Genomic DNA, 24,319 nt, shown 5'->3' with positions numbered 1-24,319 from the left:
GCAGGCCTGCGCGCATTCCGCGAACCCAGGAACGGTCCCCCTTCATGTCCCCATCCGCGCAGTCCACGCTGTCCGCACCCGTACCCGCGCACGCCCCCGAGCCCGTAACGGCCGGCGGTCCCTCGGCCGCCGAACTGCTCGACTTCGCCCTGCGCACCGCCGCCGACCCCGAGGTCGTGTCCTCGCTGCCGCTCGACCCCGAGGGCCGCACCTGGATCCGGCTGGACGGTCCGTCCGGCAGTGAGGCGTGGCTGATCGGGTGGCCGCCGGGGACGGGGACCGGCTGGCACGACCACGCCGAGTCGCGGGGCGCGTTCGCCACCGCCCGGGGCCGGCTCACCGAGCGATCACTGGCCGTACGCCTGCCCGCGGAGGGCTGGCAGTCGCTGGAGCTCGCCCCCGGACTGGACCGCAGCCGCAGCCTGGCCGCGGGTGCCGGGCGGGCCTTCGGGGAGCACCACGTGCACGAGGTCCTCAACGAGTCCACGGCCGAGCACGCGGTCTCGGTGCACGCGTACTATCCGCCGCTTCCGCTGATCCGGCGCTACAGCCGCAGCGGCCCGGTGCTCAACCTGGAGCACGTCGAGCGTCCGGCGGACTGGCAGTGAGCGCCCCGATCGGCATCGACGAGCTGCTGGAGCGGGTCCGCTCGGGCTACACGCGGATCGGCCCCCGGGAGGCGTACGACGCTTCCCGCGCCGGGGCCCTGCTGGTGGACATCCGCTATCAAGCGCTGCGGGAGCGGGACGGTCTGATCCCGGGCGCGCTGGTGGTGGAGCGCAACGAACTGGAGTGGCGCCTGGACCCCCGGGGCAGCCATCGCGCCCCCGAGGCCGTCAGCCACGACCTGCGGGTGGTGGTGATCTGCAACGAGGGCTACGCCTCCAGCCTCGCCGCGGCCTCACTGCACGCCCTGGGCCTTCACCGGGCGACGGACCTGACCGGCGGCTTCCAGGCCTGGAAAGCGGCGGGCCTGCCGGTGAGCGCCCCCTCCTGAGACCGCTACCCGGGGTACTCCAGGCCGTCGGCGTCCTCGCCCTCCGCCTCCAGGGCGCGGCGGACCACCCGCAGGGCCATGCCCTCCGGGTATCCCTTGCGGGCGAGCATCCCGGCGAGGCGCCGGATCCGCTTGTCGCGCTCCAGGCCGCGGGTGGCGCGGAGCTTGCGCTCCACGAGCTCGCGGGCGGTCTGCTCCTCCTGGTCGGAGTCCAGCCGTTCCAGGGCCTCCGACACGAGGGTGGCGTGCACCCCCTTGGTCCGCAGTTCCTGCGCGAGGGCGCGGCGGGCCAGGCCCCGGCCGCGGTGCCGGGACTCGACCCAGGCCCCGGCGAAGGCGGCGTCGTCGATCAGGCCCACCTCCTCGTACCGGGAGAGGACCTGCTGGGACACCTCCTCGGGGATGCCCCGCTTCTCCAGGGCGTCCGCGAGCTGGCGCCGGGTGCGCGGGCTCCCCGTGAGCAGGCGCAGGCAGATCGCCCGCGCCTGCTCCTCGGGGCTCTGGGGCGGCAGTTCCTGGCGGCCTTCACGGCCGCCCCGGTCCCTGCCGCCCCTCTCCTGCTCCCGCACGGGTCAGCTCTTGGCCACGGCGGCCTTGGCCGTCGTCTTCGCCTTCGTGGCGGGCGCGGGCACGGCCGCGGCCTCGGCGGGCGCGGCAGCGGCGGCCTCGTCCGCGGCGGCGTCCTTGCGCACCCCCACGCCCAGCTTCTCCTTGATCTTCCGCTCGATCTCGTTGGCGAGATCGGGGTTGTCCTTCAGGAAGTTGCGGGCGTTCTCCTTGCCCTGGCCGAGCTGGTCGCCCTCGTACGTGTACCAGGCGCCGGCCTTGCGCACGAAGCCGTGCTCCACGCCCATGTCGATCAGGCCGCCCTCGCGGCTGATGCCCTGGCCGTAGAGGATGTCGAACTCGGCCTGCTTGAACGGGGGCGCGACCTTGTTCTTGACGACCTTGACGCGGGTGCGGTTGCCGACCGCGTCCGTGCCGTCCTTCAGGGTCTCGATCCGGCGGATGTCGAGGCGGACGGAGGCGTAGAACTTCAGCGCGCGGCCACCGGTGGTGGTCTCCGGCGAGCCGAACATCACACCGATCTTCTCGCGGAGCTGGTTGATGAAGATCGCGGTGGTCTTGGACTGGTTGAGCGCACCGGTGATCTTCCGGAGCGCCTGGCTCATCAGGCGGGCCTGGAGACCCACGTGCGAGTCGCCCATCTCGCCCTCGATCTCGGCGCGCGGCACCAGGGCCGCCACGGAGTCGATGACGATCAGGTCGAGGGCACCGGAGCGGACGAGCATGTCCACGATCTCCAGCGCCTGCTCACCGGTGTCCGGCTGCGACAGGATGAGGTTGTCGGTGTCGACGCCGAGGGCCTTCGCGTACTCGGGGTCGAGGGCGTGCTCGGCGTCCACGAAGGCGACGGTGCCGCCGGCCTTCTGCGCGTTGGCCACGGCGTGCAGGGTCAGGGTCGTCTTACCGGAGGACTCCGGCCCGTACACCTCGATCACGCGGCCGCGGGGCAGCCCGCCGACGCCGAGGGCGATGTCCAGCGCGGTCGACCCGGTGGGGATGACCTCGATGGGGTCGTTCGGCTTGTCGCCGAGGCGCATGACCGCACCCTTGCCGAATTGCCGTTCAATCTGTGCGAGCGCGGCGTCGAGAGCCTTCTCGCGGTCGGTGCCTGCCATGGGTTCCACCCGGTTTGCTTGAGTCGATCGCTTCACGCCATTGACGCTAATGCCTGCCACTGACAATGCGCCGCCACGACCGGTTCGGCTGTGGATAACCCATCAGAATGGATGTTCGATTTCCCTGTCAAGCGCACCACGCCGCCGCGCCGCCGCGCCGCCGCGCCGTCCGCTCCGCCCATCCCCCCCACCCACCGCCCCCTCCGTACGTGCCATCGTGGGCACCTGGTGAAACGACCACCGGAAGGAAGGGGCATGACCGTCGAAGTCCGCCCGGCCTCGGCCTTCGAGGACGTCCGCACCCTGGTCGGCCCGAAGTCGCCGGGCGCCAACGTCTGCTGGTGCCTGAGCTACCGGATCCCCTCCAAGCTCAACAACGAGCTGCGCGGGCCGGCCCGCGGCGCGTACGTCGCCGGGCTGTGCCGCGGGCGGACCCCGCCGGGAGTGATCGCCTACGACGGAGACGAGCCGGTCGGCTGGGCCGCGGTGGCGCCGCGCTCGGACACCTCCTTCGCGCACAGCCGCAAGATCCCGCACGTCGACGACCTGCCGGTCTGGTCCCTGTGGTGCATCCGCGTACGCCCGGGCCACCGCGGGAAGGGGATCTCGCACGCCCTCATCGCCGGCGCGGTCGAGTTCGCCCGCGCGCACGGCGCACCGGCCGTCGAGGCCTACCCCCTCGACAACGGCGGCGCCAAGGTCGACCTGACGATGGCGTACGCCGGGCTGCGGAAGAACTTCGAGCGCGCCGGGTTCGTCCACGCCGCCGACACTTCCTCCGTACTGGCCGGCCATCCCCGCGTCCTGATGCGGCTCGACCTGCGCGGCCATCCGTCCGCCCCCTGACCGGCACCTCAAATGACAACCACTGGTTGACAGTCGCCCGACTGTCAACCTACGGTTGCACCCATGACGAACCCTTCAGTGGAACCCGTTCGCATGACCAATCCGGTCCGCCTCGACGACCTGATCGAGGCCATCAAGAAGGTCCACACGGACACCCTGGAGCAGCTCAGCGGCGCCGTCGTCGCCGCCGAGGCCCTGGGCGACGTGGCCGACCACCTCATCGGCCACTTCGTGGACCAGGCCCGCCGCTCCGGTGCCTCCTGGACCGACATCGGCCGCAGCATGGGCGTCACCCGCCAGGCCGCCCAGAAGCGCTTCGTGCCCAAGGCCGACAAGGAGGGCGACCCCGGCCTCGACCCCGCCCAGGGCTTCGGCCGGTTCACCCCCCGCGCCCGCAACGTCGTGGTGGTCGCGCAGAACGAGGCCCGCGCCGCCGGGAACACCGAGATCAGCACCGAGCACCTGGTCCTCGGCCTGCTCTCCGAGCCCGAGGGCGTCGCGGCGTTCGCCCTGACCGCCCAGGGGGTCGAGGCCGACGCCGTGCGTACCGCGGCGACCGCCGCCCTGCCCCCGGCGGCGGGGGCGGACGTCCCCGACCTCATCCCCTTCGACGCGTCCGCGAAGAAGGCCCTGGAGCTCACCTTCCGCGAAGCCCTGCGCCTGGGCCACGGCTACGTGGGCACGGAGCACATCCTGCTCGCGCTCCTGGAGCAGGAGCACGGCGAGGGCCTGCTGACCGGCCTCGGGGTGGACAAGGGCGCCGTCGAGGCCACCGTCACCGAAGCCTTGGCAGCCGTACTCGGCGGCGGGGACGGGCAGTAGAGGCGTCGGCGTCCCGCGTCAGCTCGTACTTCTTCACGTACGCGCCGAGGAACGCCTGCAGCGTGGCGATGGCCGGGATGGCGATCAGCGCCCCGACGGCGCCCAGCAGGGCCGTGCCCGCGACGACCGATCCGAAGGCGACCGCCGGATGGATGTCCACGGTCTTCGAGGTGAGCTTCGGCTGCAGGACGTAGTTCTCGAACTGCTGGTAGACCACCACGAACCCGAGGACGTACAGCGCGTACCAGGGGTTGACGGTGAAGGCGATCAGCATGGGCAGCGCGCCCGCGAGATAGGTGCCGATGGTGGGGATGAACTGGGAGACCAGCCCCACCCACACGGCGAGCGCGGGCGCGTACGGCACCCCGAGGACCACCAGCAGGACGTAGTGCGCGATGCCGGAGATCAGTGCCATCAGCCCGCGCGAGTAGAGGTAGCCGCCCGTCTTGGCGACGGCGATCTCCCAGGCGCGCAGCACCTCGGACTGCTTGGCGGGCGGCAGTACGGAGCACAGCGCGCGCCGCAGCCGCGGCCCGTCGGCGGCGAAGTAGAAGGAGAACAGGCCGATCGTCAGCAGCTTGAAGAGTCCGCCGAGCACGGTGGCGGACACGTCGAGCACGCCGGTCGCGCTGTTCTGCACGTACTTGCGCAGCCAGTCGGAGCGCAGCAGGCTGTCCTGGATCTCCAGCCGGGACAGCTCGGTGTGGAAGGTGGCGTTGATCGAGTCGATCACCGAGTCGAGGTAGCGCGGGAAGCCCTCCACCATCTCGATGATCTGCCCGGCGAGCATCGAGCCGAGCAGCGTCAGGAAGCCCGCGGCCGCCACGAGGACCGCGAGGAACACCAGGAAGGTGGCGAGCCCGCGGCGCATGCCGCGGGCCGCCATCCGTGACACCGCGGGTTCGATCGCGAGCGCGAGGAAGAACGCGATCAGGATGTTGACGAGCAGCCCGATCAGCTGGTGGAACGCCCAGCTGCCGAGCTGGAAGCACGCGACGAGGGCCAGTACGAGGACCACGGCGCGCGGCAGCCAGCGCGGCATCCGCGCCTCGTCCTCGGCCGGGGCCGCGCCGGCCGGGGGAATCCCGGCCCCCGCGGCCCCGGCCTGCGCACTCCCCGGCCCGGCCGCCGCGGCGGCGTCGGCCGGCCCGGTCACCCCTGTCGCCTCGGCCACCCCGTCGGGCCCGGCCGCCCCGCCGGGCCCGACGGGCGGTATCCCGGGTCCGGCGGGGTCGGCCTGCGCGGCGGGGTCGGCCGGCCGCGGCGGCGTCACGCCGTGGGCGTCTGCGGGCTGATCAGGTGTCGTCTCATCGCTGGCTGCCACACCGCCAAGTCTGTCCCACCAGCGGCCCTTAACACGAAGCGGTCCCTCGCGCGCGCTCGCGCGGGCCGGCCCGTACCGCGCGGGACCGCCCCGCACGGCGCAGCCCGCGCAGCGGCGGGTTCCGCGCCCGGGCGGGCGTCAGCGCCGCGAGGCCGGCACGTCCATCGCCGAACAGACCGCGCGCCACACGTCCTTGGCCTCCCAGCCGGCGTCCAGCGCCTGGTGGACGGTCCGCCCGCCCAGCTCCGCCATGACGTGGTCCCGCGCGAAGGAGTCGGCGTACCCGGCTCCGAAGTGGTCGGCCATCCGCTCCCAGAAAATCGTCAACCGCATGCCCCCAGTATCCCGCCCCGGGAGAGTGCACCGCCGCGATCGTGCCTCCCGGCCGCTCCCCCGCGCCCTACGTTGCACGCATGTCTGGAGACGAAGCTTCCCCGCCGGGCCCGCTGGCGCGCGCCGAGCGGTTCATCTGGCTCACGGCGCGGGTGCTGGAGCAGCGGCGGTTCGCGTTCCACTTCCTCGGAGGAGACGCCGACCCGGTGGACACCGCCCTCGGCTCCTACCTCAACGACGACGGGGGCTACGGGCACGCCCTCGATCCGGATGTGCGCGGTCCGCTCAGCCAGCCCCTGCACACCGCGCACGCGCTGCGCGTCCTGGACGGCCTGGGCCGCTGCGCCGGGCAGCGCATCGAGCGGCTGTGCCGCCACCTGACCGCGGTCTCCACCGCGGAAGGTGCCCTTCCGGTGGTCTCGCCGGCCCCGCGCGCCTACCCGGCCGCCCCGTACCACCCGGCGTACGACGATCCGCCGGGCGAGCTGCTGACCACGGGCCCGGTCGTCGGCCTGCTGCACCGCAACCGGGTCTGGCACGCCTGGCTCTTCCGGGCCACGGACTTCTGCTGGGACCGGATGGAGAGCATGCGCCACCCGCATCCGTACGAGGTCCAGAGCGCGGTGGCGTTCCTCGACGGCGCCCCGGACCGGTCCCGCGCCGCGGCGGCCGCGGACCGGCTGGGGCGGCTGGTGCGGGAGCGGAACCTCGTGGTGCTGGACCCGTGGCGGCGCTCGCAGCACCCGCTGTTCCCCGGCTACGCGCCGGGCGAGCACCTGTACGCGTACGACTTCGCCCGCCGCCCCGAATCGCCGGCCCGCAGCTGGTTCACCGACCGGGAGATGGCGCGGGCGCTGGACTTCCTGGCCGCCGAGCAGCAGGCGGACGGCGGCTGGCCGGTGCGCCGCCGGGCCTGGGCGCCGGGCAGCTCGCTGGAGCGGCGGCCGATCGCGACGCTGGAGGCCCTGCTGACGCTGCGCGCGTACGGGCGCCTGCCGGCCGGGGTCAGCCCCCGAGGGCCCGTACCCCCGCGGTGACCGCGACGGCGGCGGCGACCACGAGCAGGAAGGGGGCGCGCAGCAGCAGGGCGAGTCCGGCGGCCGCCAGCCCGGCGGCGCGGGCGTCGACGACGAGGGCGCTGCCGGTGCTGAAGGTCTGCTGGGCGGTGAGCGCCGCGAGCAGCGCCACGGGCAGCAGGGCGGCGAGCCGGCGAACGAGCGGCCGTTCCAGGGCCCCGGCGGGCACGAGCAGCCCGGCGAGCTTGACGGCGTAGCAGCCGAGGACGGTCAGTCCGATGGCGATCCAGACGTTCACGAGCGGCGCCCCTTCATCCACAGCACGGCGGGCGCGGCCAGCGCGGCGATCAGCACGGGCACCCCGGCGGGCAGCACGGGCAGGAAGCCCAGCCCGAGGACGAGCGCGAGGGCGGCGACGGCCCGCTCGGTGCCGGTCTTGAGCATCGGTGCGAGGAGGGCGAGGAACACGGCGGGCCCGGCGGCGTCCAGCCCCCACGCGGCGGTGTCCCCGATGGCCTCGGCGCCGAGCGCGCCGAGCAGGGTGGTGAGGTTCCACAGCAGGTAGAGGCTGAGCCCGGTGACGGTGAAGCCGAGCCGGGCGGACTTGCGGTCCGGCTGGGCCAGCGCGACGGCGGTGGTCTCGTCGATGACCCAGTGCGCGGCGAGCGGCCGCACGGCCCGCGGCAGCGCGAGCAGCTGCGACAGCCGCAGCCCGTAGAAGGCGTTGCGCGTCCCGAGGAAGAAGGCCCCGGCGGCGGCGGTGAAGGGGTTGCCGCCGGCGGCCAGCGCCCCGACCAGCGCGAACTGCGAGGCGCCGGTGAAGACGAGCAGGCTCAGCACGCAGGCCTGGAGCACGCTGACGCCCGCCCCCGCGGCGGTCACCCCGAACGCGAACCCGGACAGGCCCACGGCCACGCCCACCCCGAGGGCGTCGCGGATGACGGCGGCGCGCGGCCGCCCCGGTACCGCCGGGTTCCCCCGCGCCTCTGGCTCTGTGATCATCCGCTGTTCTCCCACGCCCCGAAGCTATGCGGGGCCCGGTCCGGCCGTCTTGTACGTTCTTGCGCGCGCCCCCGGTGCGGTGCCCGGCCCGCCGCTACGCCCGGCCGGCCGCCCGCTCGCGCCGGTACGCGCCCGGGGGGACCCCCACGATGCGGGTGAAGTGCCGGTTCAGGTGCGGCTGGTCGCTGAAGCCGACGGTGACCGCCGCCTCCGCGGGCGGGGTGCCCGCATCGAGCAGCCGGCGCGCCCGCCGGACCCGGGCGTCGGTCAGCCAGGTGTGCGGCGGCATCCCGTACCGCTCCCGGAAGGCCCTCAGCAGGGCGAACGGGCTCGTCCCGAGCTCGGCCGCGAGCTGCTCCAGCGACGGCGGACCGGCCATCCGGTCCTCCAGTACGGCCCGGGCCCGCTCGGCGTCGGCGAGGGCCGCGCGGCGGAGGGTGCGGGCGGGCAGCGGGCCCGCGTGGCGGCTGAGCATCCGCGCCACCACGCCCCGCAGCAGGGTGTCGGCGGCCAGCGCGTTCCCGGCCTCGGCGGCCCGGTGGACCTCGGCGATCGCCCGGGAGCCCTGCGCGTCGGCGACCATGTCGGCGGTGAAGCCGGGGGTGCCGCGCAGCGTGCCGATCTCGGCGGCGACCTCGCTCACCAGGTCGCCGGAGGGGTAAAGGGTGGCGTAGGCCCAGCCCTCGGGCACCCCGGCCCGTGCGGTGTGCGCCACCTCGGGGTTGATCAGGACCACGCTGCCGGGCCCGGCCCGCACGGTGCCGCCGGGGAGGCCGATCTCCTCGACGCCGCCGGTGACGGCCGCGATGACGTAGCCGTCGTGGGCGTGGCGCGGGAAGGTGTGGCGTACGTAGTGGGCACGCAGCAGGTCCAGCCCGGGCAGTTCCGGGTACTGCCAGTGCCGGGCCCATTCCCGGCGCCCCTCGTCCGTCCCCATCATCCCATTCTGCGCCCGCCGGGCCGGCGGGCGTCCGCGCAGGTCCGGGCCGTTGTCGGTGCCGGGGTGCACGATGGGGGCATGTCCGGCTCCGCGCTCGCCTCGTTCTCCCCCGCGACCCGCTCCTGGTTCACGGGGGCCTTCCGCACGCCCACCGCCGCGCAGGAGGGCGCCTGGCGGGCGATCGGGCAGGGCTCCGACGTCCTGGTCGTCGCGCCCACCGGTTCGGGCAAGACGCTGGCCGCCTTCCTGGCCGCCCTCGACCGGCTGGCCTCCTCCCCGCCCCCGGCCGAGGCGAGGAAGCGCTGCCGCGTGCTGTACGTGTCGCCGCTGAAGGCCCTGGCCGTGGACGTGGAGCGCAACCTGCGCAGCCCGCTGACCGGGATCCGCCAGGAGTCCGTGCGCCTCGGCCTGCCCGAGCCGGAGATCCGGGTCGGGATCCGCTCGGGCGACACCCCGCCCGCCGAGCGCCGGGCGCTGGCGACGCGCCCGCCGGACATCCTCATCACCACGCCCGAGTCGCTGTTCCTGATGCTCACCTCGGCCGCCCGGGACGCCCTCGCGGGGATCGAGACGGTGATCCTGGACGAGGTGCACGCCGTGGCCGGGACCAAGCGCGGCGCCCACCTGGCCCTGTCCCTGGAGCGGCTGGACGAGCTGCTGCCGCGCCCGGCGCGCCGCATCGGCCTGTCGGCGACGGTCCGGCCGGTGGACGAGGTGGCCCGGTACCTCGCGCCGCGCTGCCGGGTGGAGATCGTGCAGCCGCCGTCGGACAAGGAGTTCGACCTGTCGGTGGTCGTGCCGGTGCAGGACATGGGCGAGTTGGGCGGCTCGCCCGCCACCGAGGGCCGGGAGGGCGGGGACAAGCCCTCCATCTGGCCGCATGTGGAGGAGCGGATCGCGGATCTGGTGCAGGCGCACCGCTCCACGATCGTGTTCGCCAACTCCCGCCGCCTCGCCGAGCGGCTGTGCAACCGGCTCAACGAGATCTCGTACGAGCGCGCGATGGGCGAGAAGCTGCCCGAGGGCGCTCCCCCGGCGGAGGTCATGGCCCAGTCGGGCGCCGCCCACGGCGCCCCGCCGCTGCTGGCCCGCGCGCACCACGGCTCGGTGTCCAAGGAGCAGCGGGCGCTGGTGGAGGAGGACCTGAAGGCGGGCCGGCTGCCCGCCGTCGTCGCCACCTCCAGTCTGGAACTGGGCATCGACATGGGCGCCGTGGACCTGGTGGTGCAGGTGGAGTCCCCGCCCTCGGTGGCCTCCGGGCTCCAGCGGGTGGGCCGTGCCGGGCACCAGGTGGGCGCGGTCTCCACCGGGGTGGTCTTCCCCAAGTACCGGGGCGACCTGGTGCAGGCGGCCGTGGTCACCGAGCGGATGCGCACCGGCGCCATCGAGTCCCTGCGCATCCCGTCGAACCCCCTGGACGTCCTGGCGCAGCAGCTGGTCGCGATGGTCGCGATGGACACCTGGCAGCTGGACGACCTGCTGGCGCTGGTCCGCCGGGCGGCGCCCTTCGCCGCGCTGCCGGAGTCGGCGTTCACGGCGGTGCTGGACATGCTGGCGGGCCGCTACCCCTCGGACGCGTTCGCGGAGCTCAGACCGCGGGTGGTGTGGGACCGGGTGGCCGGGACGATCACCGGCCGGCCCGGCGCGCAGCGCCTCGCGGTGACCTCCGGCGGCACCATCCCCGACCGCGGCCTCTTCGGTGTCTTCCTCGCCGGATCCGACCCCAAGAAGGGCGGCGGCCGGGTCGGCGAGCTCGACGAGGAGATGGTCTACGAGTCCCGCGTGGGGGACGTGTTCACCCTCGGCACGACCTCGTGGCGGATCGAGGACATCACCCGGGACCGGGTCCTGGTGACCCCGGCGCCGGGCGTGCCGGGCCGGCTGCCGTTCTGGAAGGGCGACCAGCTGGGCCGGCCGCTCGAACTGGGCCGCGCGGTCGGGGCGTTCCTCCGCGAGCTGGGCGCCCTCTCGCAGGAGGACGCCCGGCTGCGGCTGCTGGCGGCCGGGCTGGACGCCTGGGCCGCGGAGAACGTGCTCGCCTACCTCTCCGAGCAGCGCGAGGCCTGTGGTCACGTGCCGGACGACCGGACCATCGTGGTCGAGCGGTTCCGCGACGAGCTCGGCGACTGGCGGGTCGTCGTCCACTCCCCCTTCGGCGCACAGGTCCACGCCCCTTGGGCGCTGGCGCTGAGCGCCCGGCTCGCCGAGAAGTACGGCATGGACGCGCAGGTCATGCACGCCGATGACGGGATCGTGCTGCGCCTGCCGGATGCCGACCTGCTCTCGATGGACCTGCTGGACCACGACCCCGCCGCCCCGGCGCCGTTCGAGTTCGACGACGAACAGGCCCCGCTCGGCGCGGCCGACGTCGCCTTCGACCGCGGTGACGTCAACCAGCTGGTGACCGACCAGGTCGGCGGCTCGGCACTGTTCGCCTCCCGCTTCCGCGAGTGCGCGGCCCGCGCCCTGCTGCTGCCCAGGCGCAGCCCGGGCAAGCGCACCCCGCTCTGGCAGCAGCGCCAGCGTGCGTCACAACTGCTCCAGGTGGCCTCGGAGTTCGGTTCGTTCCCGATCGTGCTGGAGGCCGTACGCGAGTGCCTCCAGGACGTCTTCGACGTACCGGGCCTCACCGAGCTGATGGGCGACATCGAGGCCCGCCGGGTCCGGCTGGTCGAGGTCACCACCCCCGAGCCCTCGCCGTTCGCCCGTTCCCTCCTGTTCGGCTACGTCGCCCAGTTCCTCTACGAGGGCGACTCGCCCCTCGCCGAGCGCAGGGCGGCCGCGCTGTCCCTGGACTCCCGGCTGCTGGCCGAACTGCTGGGCCAGGCCGAGCTGCGCGAACTGCTCGACGCGCAGGTACTGGAGGAGCTGGAGCGGGAGCTGCAGTGGCTCACCGAGGACCGGCGGGCCAAGGACACCGAGTCGGTGGCCGACCTGCTGCGCCTGCTGGGGCCGTTGACCGAGGCCGAGCTGGCCGAGCGCGGGGCGGAGCCCGGCTGGGCGCCCGAGCTGGCCGCCGCGCGCCGGGCGATCCGGGTCCGGATCGGCGGCGTGGACCACTGGGCTGCGGTGGAGGACGCGGGCCGGCTGCGCGACGCGCTGGGCACGGCGCTCCCGGTCGGCGTCCCGGAGGCCTTCACCGAGCCGGTCAAGGATCCGCTGGGGGACCTGCTGGCCCGGTACGCCCGCACCCACGGGCCGTTCACCACGGCCGCCGTCGCCGACCGCTTCGGTCTGGGCCCGGCGGTCACCGAGGGCGCCCTGCACCGGCTGGCGGCTGCCGGCCGGGTGGTCGAGGGCGAGTTCCATCCGGCGGGCATCGGCCGGGAATGGTGTGACGCGGCGGTGCTGCGCCGGCTCCGCCGCCGTTCGCTGGCGGCGCTGCGCCAGGAGCTGGAGCCCGTCCCGCCCGCCTCGCTGGCCACGTTCCTGCCGCAGTGGCAGCACCTGGGCGGCGCCCTGCGCGGCATCGACGGCCTGGCCCGGGCCGTCGAGCAGCTCCAGGGGGCCCCGGTCCCGGCCTCGGCGCTGGAGCGCCTGATCCTCCCGTCCCGGGTCACCGGCTACTCCCCCGGCCTGCTGGACGAACTGACCACGGCGGGCGAGGTGGTCTGGGCGGGGGCCGGAGCCCTGCCGGGCAAGGACGGCTGGGTCTCCCTGTACCTGGCGGACGCGGCCCCGCTGCTCCTGCCCCCGCCGCACCCGCTGGAGCTCGGCCCGCTCCACCAGGCGGTGCTGGAGTGCCTCTCGGGCGGATACGGCCTGTTCTTCCGGCAGATCGCCGAATCGGTGCGGGCCGCCTCTCCCGAGGCATCCGACCTCGCGCTGTCGGAGGCGCTGTGGGACCTGGCCTGGTCGGGCCGGCTCACCAACGACACCCTGGGCCCGCTGCGGGCCCTGCTCGGCTCGGGCCGCACGGCCGGTTCGACGGCCCACCGCGCCCGGCGTACGGTGCCGCGCGGGCGGTACGGCACGCTCAGCGCGACCGTGTCCCGTACCGGCCCGCCCACCGTCTCGGGCCGCTGGTCCCTCCTGCCGTCCCAGGCCCCCGACCCGACGCACCGGGCCCACGCGCTCGCCAGGACCCTGCTGGACCGGCACGGGGTGGTGACCCGGGGCGCGGTCGCCGCCGAGGGCGTGGAGGGCGGGTTCAGCGCGGTCTACCGCGTCTTGTCGGCCTTCGAGGACAGCGGCCAGGCCCGCCGGGGCTATGTGGTCGAGGGGCTCGGCGCCGCCCAGTTCGCGATGGACGGCGCGGTGGACCGGCTGCGGGCCGCCGAGCGGACCCCGCCGCCGCTGGCGGCCGTGGTCCTGGCGGCCGCCGATCCGGCGAACGCGTACGGGGCGGCGCTGCCCTGGCCGGAGCCCCCGGCGGGGGCCACGCACAAGCCGGGCCGGAAGGCGGGCTCCCTGGTGGTGCTGGTCGACGGCGAGCTCACCCTGTACCTGGAGCGCGGCGGCAAGACCCTCCTCGCCTGGCCGGACGCCGGCGACCCCCGCCTGGAGGCGGCCGTCGGGGCCCTGGCCGCCGCCGCCCGGGCGGGCACGCTCCCAGCCCTGACGGTGGAGCGCATCAACGCCTCCCCGTCGCTGACCTCGCCCCTCGGCCGGACTCTCGAGGACGCCGGTTTCCATGCCACCCCGAGGGGGCTGCGGCTGCGGAACTGATCAGCGGACCACCTGCGTCCCGAAGCGCGCGCCGCCGAGCGCGGGCCGGAGGCCTCGGCGGACAGCGTGGCGAGCCGGCTCGGCGAGGGCCGCGCCCGAGCCCTGGTCGCGTACGCCTGCATGCCGCAGGCCCTGCACGCCGGGACTCCGCGAGAGCGCGGAGCTCCCCGCCGAGGCGACGATCACCGCCACGACCCTGGCCGCCGGCCCCCGTCGTCGCTGCGGCCGTCCCCAACCCCGCCATGAGCGGCCTGTACCTGCGCGTGACGACCGCCCCGACCCCGCCGGCCCGCGCCGGGGTTTGGCCCCTCCTGGCGGCCTGGCCCCGGCCGACGCGCGCGTTAGGCCGCTCCACCCGTCCCCGCGGGACAATGGCGTCATGCCCGAAGGAGACAGCGTCCTACGTGCGGCGGCCCGCCTGCACACCGCCCTCGCCGGCAAGACCCTCACCCGCAGCGACCTGCGCGTCCCCCGCTTCGCCACGGCCGACCTCACCGGCCGCACCACGCTCGACGTCACCCCGCGCGGCAAACACCTCCTCGCCCGCTTCGAGGGCGGCCTCACCCTGCACAGCCATCTGCGCATGGACGGCGCCTGGCACGTCTTCCCCGCCGGCGCGAAGTGGCGCGGCGGGCCGGACTACGAGATCCGGGCCATCCTCGGCACCGCCGAGCACACCGCCGTCGGCTACCGCCTGCCCGTCCTCGAACTGATCCGCACCGCCGACGAGGACCGGGTCGTGGGCCACCTCGGCCCCGACCTGCTCGGCCCCGACTGGGACCCGGACCGGGCCGCCTCCAACCTCTTCGCCGCCCCCGGCCGCCCCCTCGGCGAGGCCCTGCTCGACCAGCGCAACCTCGCCGGGATCGGCAACATCTACAAGGCCGAGCTCTGCTTCCTGGCCGGCGTCACCCCCTGGACCCCCGTCGGCGAGCTCCCGCGGTCCGCCCTCCCCCGCCTGGCCGCCGCGGCCCACCGGCTGCTGGCCGCGAACACCGGGGCCCGGCCCGGCGGCCGCAACACCACCGGCAGCCGCCGCCGCGGCCAGGGCCTCTTCGTGTACGGCCGCGCCCACCGCCCCTGCCTGCGCTGCGGCACCCCGGTCCGCGAAGCCCCCCAGGACGGCCGCCCCACGTACTGGTGCCCCCGGTGCCAATCCGGCCCGACCAGCTAGTTGACGATTCGTCAGATCCGCTCGTACGGTCCCGGCATGCCCACAGCCCCGTACGACCTCACCGGCCGCACCGCCCTGATCACCGGCGCGGCGAGCGGCATCGGCCGCGCCACCGCCGTCCTCCTCGCCGGGGCGGGCGCACACGTGCACTGCGCCGACCGCGACGACCATGGCCTCGCCGAGACGGCCGCCCTCGTGGCCGAGGCCGGCGGCGCCGCCACCGTCCACCCCCTCGACGTCACCGACCGCAACGCCCTGCGGGCCGCCGCCAGCGCCGCGGGCCCGCTCGACATCGCCGCGGCCATCGCCGGGGTGATGCACACCAGCAGCGTCCTGGAGACCGCCGACGAGGACCTCGACCGGGTCCTGGACATCAACTTCAAGGGCGTCCTGCGCACCTGTCAGGAAGCCGCCCGATCCATGATCGCGTCAGGCCGGCCCGGCTCGATCGTCACGATGGCCTCCGGGGCCGTGGACGCCGCCCAGCCCGGTCTGCTCTGCTACAGCGCGGCCAAGGCCGCCGTCGTCCAGCTGACCAAGACCCTGGCCACCGAGGCCGGGCCGCACGGCATACGGGTCAACGCCGTCGCCCCCGGCTGGATCCGCACCCCGATGACCGGCCGGCACGGCGCCGAGGTCCAGGAGCGGACCGAGGCGGTGATGGCCCGCATGTCCCCGCTGCGGCGGGTCGGCGAGCCCGAGGACATCGCCCAGGCCGTGCTCTACCTCGCCTCGGACGCCTCGTCCTTCATGACGGGCCAGATCCTGCGCCCGAACGGCGGAGTGTCGATGCCCTGGTAGCCCGCGCATCCGCCCCGGCGGCCTTGCGCCGCACCGGGCCCGGTGCACAGTGCACCGGCAGCAGCCCCAGCCCCCAGCCGCCCACGACCACCGCGCCCTCCACGGCCCCGGCCTGCGCGGGCGCCAGCGCCAGCCGCAGCACGGCCCACCACCACAGCACGCCCACACCCCACGCGAAGGCTGTCAGTAACGGCCGCACGGCCACCTCCCTGGGGCACCCCCGGACGGAGTCCGGGGGAGGCCGGAGCCCGGACCGCACCATCCTCCCGCACCCGCACCCGGCCCGCACCCAGAACGGCGGTCCCGGAACGGCCGGGAGCCCCGGCCGGTGCCTTGGGCACCGGCCGGGGCTCCGGCCACACTCACACGCTCACGCGGCTACGACATTCACCGCTTCCGCAGGCGCCTTGATGGTCACCCGCTCCGGTCCGGCCGTGACCGAAGCCATGGAGACCGAATTGAGCATCGGGCGGACCGGCACGCTGACCGGTTCGCTTGCCGCGGCCGACTGTGCCAGCTCGGCCAGCGACAGTTCATCGCTGACTTCGCGCATCAGCTCGGACATCCGTACGTCCAACGCGTCGCAGATCGCGGAGAGCAGCTCGGAGGATGCCTCCTTCTGCCCCCGCTCCACCTCGGAGAGATAGCCGAGCGAGACTCGGGCCGACGAGGAGACTTCGCGCAGAGTACGGCCCTGGCGCTGGCGCTGCCGACGCAGCACGTCACCCAGCAGGCGACGGAGCAGAATCATCGGTGGCTCCCTCCTCTGACCGTGTAGCCGCATCCTTCACGCCCCACCGTACCGCCTCGCGCCGCGGCCGTGCGGGGAGCGATGTCGTGTTCACTCAGGGCTGCAAACATCAACCCCCCCCGTTCTGTTCCGTATCCTGCCCCCGCGCATTCTCACGGAGTTGGCTTGAGAGAAGTTCGAGCACGGTCCGTGCACTCTCCCTACGAATTTCCGCCCGGGAGCCGTTCAACCTCAGCCGGACCGTTTTCCTGACCTCCGGTCCCGCCACGGCGACGAACACGGTGCCCACCGGCTGCCCGTCCTGCGGGTCGGGACCGGCCACTCCGGTGGTCGCGATTCCCCATGAAGCGCCCATCACGCTCCGCACCCCCGCCGCCATCTCGGCGGCGACCTGGGCGTTCACCGCGCCTTCGGCCTCCAGCAGCCCGGCGTCCACACCCAGCACCCGGTGCTTGAGCTCCGTCGCGTACGCCGTGACCGAGCCGCGGAAGGACCGCGAGGCTCCGGGGACGGCGGTGAGCTCGGCGGCCACCAGGCCGCCGGTAAGGGACTCGGCGACCGCGAGGCTCTGGTCACGCTCCGCGAGCAGCCGCAACACCTCCGTGGCCGGGCCAACCCCGTCGGCCGCCCCGGACGCCTCCGGGAAACCCCCTGGCACGTCCGTCACCGGGCGGCCGCCTCCGCGGCGAGACCCGTGCGGCGCAGGACGACCGCCTGCCGGATGTAGTCCAAACCGGTGACCACGGTCAGCACGACGGCCAGGGCCATCATCCAGAAGCGCAAGGTCGCCAGCGGTCCGGTCAGCGCCAGCACGTACATGCCCACGGCCGTGCCCTGCGCCAGGGTCTTCAGCTTGCCGCCCCGGCTGGCCGGGATCACGCCGTAGCGGATCACCCAGAAGCGCAGGAGCGTGATGCCGAGCTCGCGGCCGAGGATCACCCCGGTCACCCACCACGGCAGGTCACCGAGCCAGGACAGGCAGATCATCGCCGACCCCATGATCGCCTTGTCGGCGATGGGGTCGGCGATCTTGCCGAAGTCCGTGACCAGGTTGTACGTCCGGGCCAGGTGCCCGTCGAAGATGTCCGTGATCATGGCGACGGCGAACGCCGCCCACGCCCAGGCCCGCCAGGCCGGGTCGTAGCCGCCCTCGGCGAGCAGCAGGAAGACGAATCCCGGCACCAGCACGAGCCGGATCATCGTCAGGATGTTGGCGATGTTCCACAGGCTGGCCTGATCGACCGCCGCGGCTCCCAGCTTCGCGCCGGGCGCGGGCCGGCGGCCGGTCCCGCCCGCCGCAGATGCCGGGACTCCGGTCATCCGGCCGCCTCCTCGAGATCCGTGCCCAGGGGCTCGGCCACCAGGTCCACACCCAGGGTGCCGACCACCTTGGCCGTGACGATACGCCCGGGGACCAGGCCCGCGCCGTCGGTGAAGACGACCTGCCCGTCGGTCTCGGGGGCCTGGTGGGCGGCGCGCCCGTAGGCGCCCTCGCCGTCCTCCGCCTCGTCGAGCGGGACGACCGTCTCGACGAGTACTTCCAGCGTCTCTCCGATCCGCTCCTCCGCGCGCTGCGAGGTGAGCTCCTCGGCGAGCCGCTGCATGTGGGTGAGCCGCTCGGCGATGGTCTCCTCGTCCAGCTTGCCGTCGTACGTGACGGCCTCGGTGCCGTCCTCGTCGGAGTAGCCGAAGACGCCGATGGCGTCGAGGCGCGCGTGGGTGAGGAAACGCTCCAGCTCGGCGAAGTCCGACTCCTTCTCGCCGGGGAAGCCGACGATGAAGTTGGACCGGACGCCGGCCTGGGGGGCCTTGGAGCGGATGGTGTCGAGCAGCTCCAGGAAGCGGTCGGTGTCCCCGAAGCGGCGCATGGCGCGCAGCACGTCGGGGGCCGAGTGCTGGAACGACAGGTCGAAGTACGGCACGACCTTGGGGGTCGAGGTCAGTACGTCGATCAGGCCGGGCCGCATCTCGGCGGGCTGGAGGTAGCTGACGCGGACCCGCTCGATGCCGTCGACCTCGGCCAGCTCGGGCAGCAGGGTCTCCAGCAGGCGGATGTCGCCGAGGTCCTTGCCGTACGAGGTGTTGTTCTCGGAGACCAGCATGATCTCCTTGACGCCCTGCTCCGCGAGCCAGCGGGTCTCCCCGAGCACGTCGCCGGGGCGGCGGGAGACGAAGGAGCCGCGGAAGGACGGGATGGCGCAGAACGAGCAGCGCCGGTCGCAGCCGGAGGCCAGCTTGACCGAGGCGACGGGGCTCTTGTCCAGGCGGCGGCGCAGCGGCGCACGCGGCCCGGAGGCGGGCGCGAGGCCCTCCGGCAGGTCGGCGGGGGCCTCGGCGACCGGCTCCTGGGCGTGGCCCGGGAGCGCCACCGCGGCGCCCTGGCGCTCCGCCGGGCTGATCGGCAGCAGCTTGCGCCGGTCGCGCGGGGTGTGGGAGGCGTGGATGCCGCCGTTGAGGATGGTCTGCAGGCGGTCCGAGATGTCGGCGTAGTCGTCGAACCCCAGCACGCCGTCCGCCTCGGGGAGCGCTTCGGCGAGTTCCTTGCCGTAGCGCTCGGCCATGCAGCCCACGGCGACGACGGCCTGCGTCTTGCCTTGGTCCTTCAGATCGTTGGCTTCGAGGAGGGCGTCTACGGAGTCCTTTTTGGCGGCTTCGACGAAGCCGCAGGTGTTGACGACGGCGACGTCCGCGTCCGAGGCGTCCTCGACGAGCTCCCAGCCATCCGCCGCCAAGCGGCCTGCGAGCTCCTCCGAGTCCACCTCGTTACGGGCGCAGCCAAGAGTGACAAGGGCGACGGTACGGCGTTCGGGCATGGACTCAAGACTACTTCGTCCCGGCGGCGGCACCCGCCCCGCGCCCCTCACAGCAAGATCCCCGGGGCCTGCGGCAGGTGCCGCGCGGTGCCCCGGGGATCCGGATCAAGGCGTTCCGCCCTAGGGCGGACTCGGGTCAGCCCGGCTGGGGCTGTCCTTCGAGCGGGTCTTCCTTGGTGTAGGTGAGACGTTCCACCTGGCCCGGCTGGAAGTCGTCCTTGATCTCTTTGCCGTTCACGAAGAGCTTCACGGCCCCGGCGTCGCCGAGCACGAGGTCGACGGACTCCTTGTCCGTGAAGGTCTTGGACTCACCCTGGGACAGGGTGCCGTCGAACAGGAGCCGGCCGTTGTGGTCCTTGGCCGAGATCCAGCTCTCGCCGGTGTCGGCCGTCAGGACGACCGTGACGAGGTCCTTGGGCGCGGCGGCGATCGCACTGTCGGAAGGCTCCGGCTTGGGAGCCTGCGGGGTCGGCGACGCGGTCGGCTTCCCGCCGCTCTGCTTGGGGGCCGGCTGCGGGGCGGAACCTTCCGCCACCGGCTTCTTGGCCTTGTCATCGCCACCGCCGAAGGCGGTGAAGCCGACGAAACCGATCACGGCGACGATGGCGGCGACCATGGCGGCGGTCCAGTTGGGCCGCTGCCGTTCGGGGCGTAGGCGCTCTGCCTCGAACATCGGCGCGGCGGGGGTGGGTGCCGGCCGGCCGCCGTGGGCCGCGTCGTAGCTCTCGACCAGGGGTGCCGGATCGAGGTGGACGGCGCGGGCGAGCGTACGGATGTGGCCGCGGGCGTAGACGTCGCCGCCGCAGCGCGTGAAGTCGTCCTCTTCGATCGCGTGCACGATCGGGATGCGCACGCGGGTGGTGGAGCTGACCTCGTCGACGGTGAGCCCGGCGGCGATCCGGGCCTTCTTGAGAGCCGTCCCGATGGAAGGACCTTCGACGGGACGTTCGACGATGCGGTCCTCGGACCGGTCATCGGTCGAAGGCCGCTCTTCTTCGGGGGAGTTGGCGTTGCCGATGGACACGAGGGCGCCTTTCGAGCGTGTAGCCACCTGCTGGATGTCCAGTCTAGGGGGGTGACGAAAGGGTGGAGCAACCGGAGGGTGCACTTCATACGCCATCCGAATGGCGCGGAGGCCTCCGCCGGTGCGGCGGCGCTGCGCCGTGCGCGATGCCGTGCACGGTGCCGCCACCTCTCTTCAACTGGACGCGAGCCCAAGGGATACGGTTGCCCGGGATATCCCCCGCGTTTCCCGGCGTGCCCGCGGCCTCACGGGTGGGCCTCCCCGCGGATGACGGCGAGTGCCCCGTCCAGCTCGTCGGCCTTCAGCAGCACGTCACGGGCCTTGGAGCCCTCGCTCGGGCCGACGATCCCGCGCGACTCCATCAGGTCCATGAGCCGGCCCGCCTTGGCGAAGCCCACCCGCAGCTTGCGCTGGAGCATCGAGGTGGAGCCGAACTGCGTGGAGACGACCAGCTCGGCCGCCTGGCACAGCAGGTCCAGGTCGTCGCCGATCTCCTCGTCGATCTCCTTCTTCTGCTTCTGCCCCACGGTGACGTCGTCCCGGAAGACGGGCGCCATCTGGTCCTTGCAGTGCTGGACGATCCCGCCGATCTCGTCCTCGGTGACGAAGGCTCCCTGGAGCCGGACGGGCTTGTTCGCGCCCATCGGCAGGAACAGCCCGTCGCCCTTGCCGATGAGCTTCTCGGCACCCGGCTGGTCCAGGATGACCCGGCTGTCGGCGAGCGAGGAGGTGGCGAAGGCCAGCCGCGAGGGCACGTTCGCCTTGATCAGGCCGGTGACCACGTCCACCGAGGGCCGCTGGGTCGCCAGCACCAGGTGGATGCCGGCCGCGCGGGCCAGCTGGGTGATGCGGACGATGGAGTCCTCGACGTCGCGCGGGGCCACCATCATCAGGTCGGCGAGCTCGTCGACGATCACGAGGAGGTACGGGTAGGGGCTGAGCTCGCGCTCGCTGCCCGGCGGCAGTTTGATCTTGCCGTCCCGGATGGCCTGGTTGAAGTCGTCGATGTGCCGGTAGCCGAAGGCGGCCAGGTCGTCGTAGCGCAGGTCCATCTCGCGCACGACCCACTGGAGGGCCTCGGCGGCCCGCTTGGGGTTGGTGATGATCGGCGTGATCAGGTGCGGGATGCCCTCGTACGCCGTCAGCTCCACCCGCTTGGGGTCCACCAGCACCATCCGGACGTCCTCCGGGGTCGCCCGGACCATGATCGAGGTGATCAGGCAGTTGATGCAGGAGGACTTTCCGGAACCGGTGGCACCGGCGACGAGCACGTGCGGCATCTTGGCGAGGTTGGCCATGACGTAGCCGCCCTCGACGTCCTTGCCCAGCGCTACCAGCATCGGGTGGTCGTCCTCGGCCGCGTCCGCCAGCCGGAGCACGTCGCCCAGGTTGACCATCTCGCGGTCGGTGTTCGGGATCTCGATGCCGACCGCGGACTTGCCCGGGATCGGGCTGATGATCCGCACGTCCGGCGAGGCCACGGCGTAGGCGATGTTCTTGGCCAGCGCCGTGATCCGCTCGACCTTCACCGCCGCGCCGAGCGTCACCTCGTAGCGGGTGACCGTCGGCCCCCGGGTGAAGCCGGTGACCTGCGCGTCGACCTTGAACTCGGTGAACACGTTCGTCAGCGAGGCGACCACCGCGTCGTTGGCGGCGCTGCGGGTCTTGCCCGGCCCGCCGCGCTCGAGCAGGTCCAGCGAGGGCAGCGCGTAGGTGATGTCCCCGCGCAGCTGGAGCTGCTCGGCGCGCGGCGGCAGCTCCTGGGCCTCCCGCGGGGCCTTGGTCAGGTCGGGTACCGCCAGCGTCCCGGAGACCGCGGCGGTGGTCTCGTGCGGGCTCCCGCCGGTCTCGGCGGCCGGGGCGGGCGCGGTGGCCTGGGCGGCCGCGACCGGGCGCGGTACGGGCCGCGCCTCGCGGGCGGGCGGCACCGGAGCGGTGGCCTCCGCGCCCTCGCGGTCGGCGGCAATCCCCTGGGTGAGGTCGGCGACCAGCGGGGACGGCGGCAGCCCGCCGTAGACCGCCCCGTCCAGGGCGGCGGCGGCCGCGGCGGCCACGTCGACGGCGTCCATCTCCCGGTCCATCGCCGGCCGGGACGCGGCCCGCCGCGGCTTGCGCCGCCGGGCGAGGGCGTCCTCCTCGGCGGCGTCCACCGTACCGGCGGGCCCCCTCCCGGCGCCGGCACGGGCGCGCCAGCGCTCCGGATCGTGCCGGTCGGCCGCGCCCTCGCGCTCCCCGTAGCCCTCGTCGTACTCGTTCGGGGCGATGATCCCGAGCCTGATCCCGAGCAGGCGCAGCCGCTCCGGGATCGCGTTGACCGGGGTCGCGGTGACCACGAGCAGCCCGAAGACGGTGAGCAGCACCAGCATCGGCACGGCCAGCGGCGCGCCCATGGTGAAGATCAGCGGCTTGGAAGCGCCCCAGCCGATGAGCCCGCCCGCGTTCTGCATCGCGGTGGTGCCCTCGTCCCGGCCGGGCGCCCCGCAGGCGATGTGGACCAGGCCCAGCACGCCGATGACCAGGGCGGAGAGCCCGATGCCGATGCGGCCGTTGGCGTCGGTCTGCTCGGGGTGGCGGATGAAACGTACCGCCATGACGCCGAGCAGGACCGGCACGAGCAGATCCAGTCGTCCGAAGGCACCGGTGACCAGCATCGTGACCAGGTCCCCGACGGGACCGCTCAGGTTCGACCAGGTTCCGGCGGCGACGATCAGCGCGAGGGCGAGCAGCAGCAGGGCGAGGCCGTCCTTGCGGTGGGCCGGGTCGAGGTTCCTGGCACCCTGCCCGATCCCGCGGAAGACGGCGCCGACCGCGTGGGCGCAGCCGAGCCACAGGGCCCGCACCAGGCGCACCACACCCCCGGTCGGGGACGGCGCGGGTCTGGGCGCGACCTTCTTGACCGGGGCGCGCCGGGCGGCCGCGGCCTTCTTCGCGGGGGGCTTGCGCGCGGGGGCCGCCTTCTTCGCCGGCGCCGGGGTACGGCCGGTGCGGCCCTTCGCGGTGCCCGCTGTGCTCGGGGAACCCTTGCCGGACGTACGTGAGGCCATGGGCCCGAGGTTACCGGTGTCCATGCCAGTGGACACGCGTGCCCACCCCTTCACCCGTTCGTGTCGCCCGTTCTGTCGGCGCTTTGACGCACCGCCAGACCTGACGCACCACCAGGCGGGGCGGCTCTCAGCCCTGCACGGGCAGTACGGATCCCCCGCCGGCCCCGGGCTCCAGCGCGTCCAGCGCCCGCCGCAGCCCGGTCAGCTTGCGCTCCAGATGGGCCGCGGTCGCCACCACCGCCGCCTCGGCCGAATCCTCGCCGAGCTGCTTGGTCAGCGCCTCCGCCTGCTCCTCGACCGCGGCGAGCCGCGCGGAGAGCTCGGCCAGCAGTCCGGCCGCCTCCTTGCTGCCGTCCACGCCGTTCGCACCGCCGCCCTCGAGCTGGAGGCGGAGCAGCGCCGCCTGCTCGCGCAGCTGGCAGTTCTTCGTGTACAGCTCCACGAAGACCGAGACCTTGGCCCGCAGCACCCACGGGTCGAAGGGCTTGGAGATGTAGTCCACCGCTCCCGCCGCGTAACCGCGGAAGGTGTGGTGCGGACCGTGGTTGATCGCGGTCAGGAAGATGATCGGGATGTCCCGGGTCCGCTCCCGGCGCTTGATGTGCGCAGCCGTTTCGAATCCGTCCATCCCCGGCATCTGCACATCCAGCAGGATGACCGCGAAATCGTCCGTCAGCAGCGCCTTGAGCGCTTCCTCACCCGACGACGCCCGGACCAGTGTCTGATCGAGCGCGGAGAGGATGGCCTCCAGCGCCAGCAGATTCTCCGGCCGGTCGTCGACCAGGAGGATCTTGGCCTTCTGCACCATGCCCTGTCCTCCTCGCCCCGGCATGGGGCCTCCCCGGCTCCGGGCTCCGGCCTGTGCGCCGGGCCCCGCCCCAGAGGACGGCATCCTTGCGCCGTCCGTCCTTGTGCCGGTCATCGTAGCCCCAGTCCTGAGATCGCCACACCCTGTCACCAAGATGTCACTGTGCCCGAAGCGGAAACGCGGGGTGAGAGCAGAACGTTCCCCGTCCGCCGCCCTCCCACACCGCTTCGGGCATACTCCGTCGGCAATCGTCGCCGACCCGCTCGCCGGGCGG

At 73.8% G+C, this 24,319-nt stretch carries 23 protein-coding genes; 8 read left to right on the top strand and 15 right to left on the bottom strand.

All coding sequences use genetic code 11. The features are described from left to right. Positions 1 to 44 precede the first annotated feature (44 nt). Complete coding sequence (locus BGK67_RS25385) at positions 45 to 608, top strand: cupin domain-containing protein (RefSeq protein ID WP_069922240.1); 564 nt, start codon at positions 45 to 47, stop codon at positions 606 to 608. After that, positions 605 to 997: a rhodanese-like domain-containing protein gene (locus BGK67_RS25380; protein ID WP_069922239.1), complete on the top strand. Its 393-nt coding sequence runs from the start codon at positions 605 to 607 to the stop codon at positions 995 to 997. The genes BGK67_RS25385 and BGK67_RS25380 overlap by 4 nt, the downstream gene beginning before the upstream one ends. Positions 998 to 1,002: 5 nt before the next feature. Here BGK67_RS25380 and recX read toward each other — a convergent pair whose 3' ends face one another. Both recX and recA read right to left on the bottom strand, forming a co-directional pair. Beyond that, positions 1,003 to 1,566: a recombination regulator RecX gene (gene recX / locus BGK67_RS25375; RefSeq protein ID WP_069922238.1), complete on the bottom strand. Its 564-nt coding sequence runs from the start codon at positions 1,564 to 1,566 to the stop codon at positions 1,003 to 1,005. 3 nt (positions 1,567 to 1,569) lie between these two features. Next, positions 1,570 to 2,679: a recombinase RecA gene (gene recA, locus BGK67_RS25370; RefSeq protein ID WP_069922237.1), complete on the bottom strand. Its 1,110-nt coding sequence runs from the start codon at positions 2,677 to 2,679 to the stop codon at positions 1,570 to 1,572. A 255-nt stretch (positions 2,680 to 2,934) separates the two neighbouring features. Here recA and BGK67_RS25365 point away from each other — a divergent pair, with 255 nt between their 5' ends. After that, positions 2,935 to 3,525, top strand: a complete 591-nt coding sequence (locus tag BGK67_RS25365; RefSeq protein ID WP_069922236.1) for a GNAT family N-acetyltransferase — start codon at positions 2,935 to 2,937, stop codon at positions 3,523 to 3,525. Positions 3,526 to 3,588: 63 nt separating this feature from the next. Continuing rightward, positions 3,589 to 4,347: a Clp protease N-terminal domain-containing protein gene (locus BGK67_RS25360; RefSeq protein ID WP_069922235.1), complete on the top strand. Its 759-nt coding sequence runs from the start codon at positions 3,589 to 3,591 to the stop codon at positions 4,345 to 4,347. Here the strand turns inward: BGK67_RS25360 and BGK67_RS25355 are convergent. Both BGK67_RS25355 and BGK67_RS25350 read right to left on the bottom strand, forming a co-directional pair. Then, complete coding sequence (locus tag BGK67_RS25355) at positions 4,301 to 5,431, bottom strand: AI-2E family transporter (RefSeq protein WP_279628731.1); 1,131 nt, start codon at positions 5,429 to 5,431, stop codon at positions 4,301 to 4,303. The two genes, BGK67_RS25360 and BGK67_RS25355, sit on opposite strands and share 47 nt — an antisense overlap. A gap of 378 nt (positions 5,432 to 5,809) precedes the next feature. Further along, on the bottom strand, positions 5,810 to 6,004 hold the full coding sequence (locus tag BGK67_RS25350; RefSeq protein ID WP_069922234.1) for a DUF3046 domain-containing protein: 195 nt from the start codon (positions 6,002 to 6,004) through the stop codon (positions 5,810 to 5,812). Positions 6,005 to 6,084: 80 nt separating this feature from the next. Between BGK67_RS25350 and BGK67_RS25345 the strand changes: the two genes are divergently transcribed. Then, entirely contained in the window at positions 6,085 to 7,041 is a 957-nt protein-coding gene (locus BGK67_RS25345; RefSeq protein WP_069922233.1) for a hypothetical protein, read from the top strand. Here BGK67_RS25345 and BGK67_RS25340 read toward each other — a convergent pair. The 3 genes from BGK67_RS25340 to BGK67_RS25330 all read right to left on the bottom strand — a co-directional run bounded on the left by BGK67_RS25340 (position 7,010) and on the right by BGK67_RS25330 (position 8,959). Continuing rightward, on the bottom strand, positions 7,010 to 7,318 hold the full coding sequence (locus BGK67_RS25340) for an AzlD domain-containing protein (RefSeq protein ID WP_069922232.1): 309 nt from the start codon (positions 7,316 to 7,318) through the stop codon (positions 7,010 to 7,012). The two genes, BGK67_RS25345 and BGK67_RS25340, sit on opposite strands and share 32 nt — an antisense overlap. Then, entirely contained in the window at positions 7,315 to 8,022 is a 708-nt protein-coding gene (locus BGK67_RS25335; RefSeq protein ID WP_069922231.1) for an AzlC family ABC transporter permease, read from the bottom strand. Before BGK67_RS25335 ends, BGK67_RS25340 begins: the two co-directional genes overlap by 4 nt. 94 nt (positions 8,023 to 8,116) lie before the next feature. Next, positions 8,117 to 8,959 carry an AraC family transcriptional regulator gene (locus BGK67_RS25330; RefSeq protein ID WP_107489015.1) on the bottom strand — a complete coding sequence of 281 codons (843 nt, stop codon included), beginning with the start codon at positions 8,957 to 8,959 and terminating at the stop codon, positions 8,117 to 8,119. 81 nt (positions 8,960 to 9,040) lie between these two features. Here BGK67_RS25330 and BGK67_RS25325 point away from each other — a divergent pair, with 81 nt between their 5' ends. The 3 genes from BGK67_RS25325 (at position 9,041) to BGK67_RS25310 (ending at position 15,605) form a co-directional block, all read left to right on the top strand. Next, complete coding sequence (locus BGK67_RS25325) at positions 9,041 to 13,630, top strand: ATP-dependent helicase (protein WP_069922230.1); 4,590 nt, start codon at positions 9,041 to 9,043, stop codon at positions 13,628 to 13,630. A 379-nt stretch (positions 13,631 to 14,009) separates the two neighbouring features. Then, the gene (locus BGK67_RS25315; RefSeq protein WP_069922228.1) at positions 14,010 to 14,804 is read left to right on the top strand and encodes an Fpg/Nei family DNA glycosylase; all 795 of its coding nucleotides are present in this window, start codon (positions 14,010 to 14,012) and stop codon (positions 14,802 to 14,804) included. A gap of 36 nt (positions 14,805 to 14,840) precedes the next feature. Beyond that, positions 14,841 to 15,605, top strand: a complete 765-nt coding sequence (locus BGK67_RS25310) for an SDR family NAD(P)-dependent oxidoreductase (protein WP_069922227.1) — start codon at positions 14,841 to 14,843, stop codon at positions 15,603 to 15,605. Here BGK67_RS25310 and BGK67_RS40130 read toward each other — a convergent pair. The 8 genes from BGK67_RS40130 to BGK67_RS25275 all read right to left on the bottom strand — a co-directional run bounded on the left by BGK67_RS40130 (position 15,553) and on the right by BGK67_RS25275 (position 24,045). Then, a complete protein-coding gene (locus BGK67_RS40130; protein WP_079154363.1) occupies positions 15,553 to 15,804 on the bottom strand; it encodes a hypothetical protein in 252 nt (83 codons plus the stop codon). The two genes, BGK67_RS25310 and BGK67_RS40130, sit on opposite strands and share 53 nt — an antisense overlap. Before the next feature lie 171 nt (positions 15,805 to 15,975). After that, positions 15,976 to 16,356 carry a helix-turn-helix domain-containing protein gene (locus BGK67_RS25305; protein ID WP_069922226.1) on the bottom strand — a complete coding sequence of 127 codons (381 nt, stop codon included), beginning with the start codon at positions 16,354 to 16,356 and terminating at the stop codon, positions 15,976 to 15,978. 109 nt (positions 16,357 to 16,465) lie between these two features. Beyond that, positions 16,466 to 17,023 (bottom strand): CinA family protein, encoded by a 558-nt coding sequence (locus BGK67_RS25300; RefSeq protein ID WP_432215478.1) that lies wholly within the window; start codon positions 17,021 to 17,023, stop codon positions 16,466 to 16,468. Continuing rightward, positions 17,020 to 17,676, bottom strand: a complete 657-nt coding sequence (pgsA, locus tag BGK67_RS25295) for a CDP-diacylglycerol--glycerol-3-phosphate 3-phosphatidyltransferase (protein WP_069922225.1) — start codon at positions 17,674 to 17,676, stop codon at positions 17,020 to 17,022. The genes BGK67_RS25300 and pgsA overlap by 4 nt, the downstream gene beginning before the upstream one ends. Beyond that, complete coding sequence (gene rimO / locus BGK67_RS25290; RefSeq protein WP_069922224.1) at positions 17,673 to 19,169, bottom strand: 30S ribosomal protein S12 methylthiotransferase RimO; 1,497 nt, start codon at positions 19,167 to 19,169, stop codon at positions 17,673 to 17,675. Before rimO ends, pgsA begins: the two co-directional genes overlap by 4 nt. Before the next feature lie 136 nt (positions 19,170 to 19,305). Continuing rightward, a complete protein-coding gene (locus BGK67_RS25285; RefSeq protein WP_069922223.1) occupies positions 19,306 to 20,193 on the bottom strand; it encodes a helix-turn-helix domain-containing protein in 888 nt (295 codons plus the stop codon). Positions 20,194 to 20,438: 245 nt separating this feature from the next. Beyond that, positions 20,439 to 23,237 carry an FtsK/SpoIIIE family DNA translocase gene (locus BGK67_RS25280; protein WP_432215477.1) on the bottom strand — a complete coding sequence of 933 codons (2,799 nt, stop codon included), beginning with the start codon at positions 23,235 to 23,237 and terminating at the stop codon, positions 20,439 to 20,441. Between the two features lie 127 nt (positions 23,238 to 23,364). Further along, positions 23,365 to 24,045, bottom strand: coding sequence for a response regulator (locus tag BGK67_RS25275; RefSeq protein WP_069922221.1), 681 nt, complete (start codon positions 24,043 to 24,045; stop codon positions 23,365 to 23,367). Positions 24,046 to 24,319 lie beyond the last annotated feature (274 nt).

The sequence above is a fragment of the Streptomyces subrutilus genome, from assembly GCF_001746425.1.
GTDB lineage: Bacteria > Actinomycetota > Actinomycetes > Streptomycetales > Streptomycetaceae > Streptomyces > Streptomyces subrutilus_A.
This window is presented reverse-complemented; position numbering and strand designations above follow the sequence as displayed.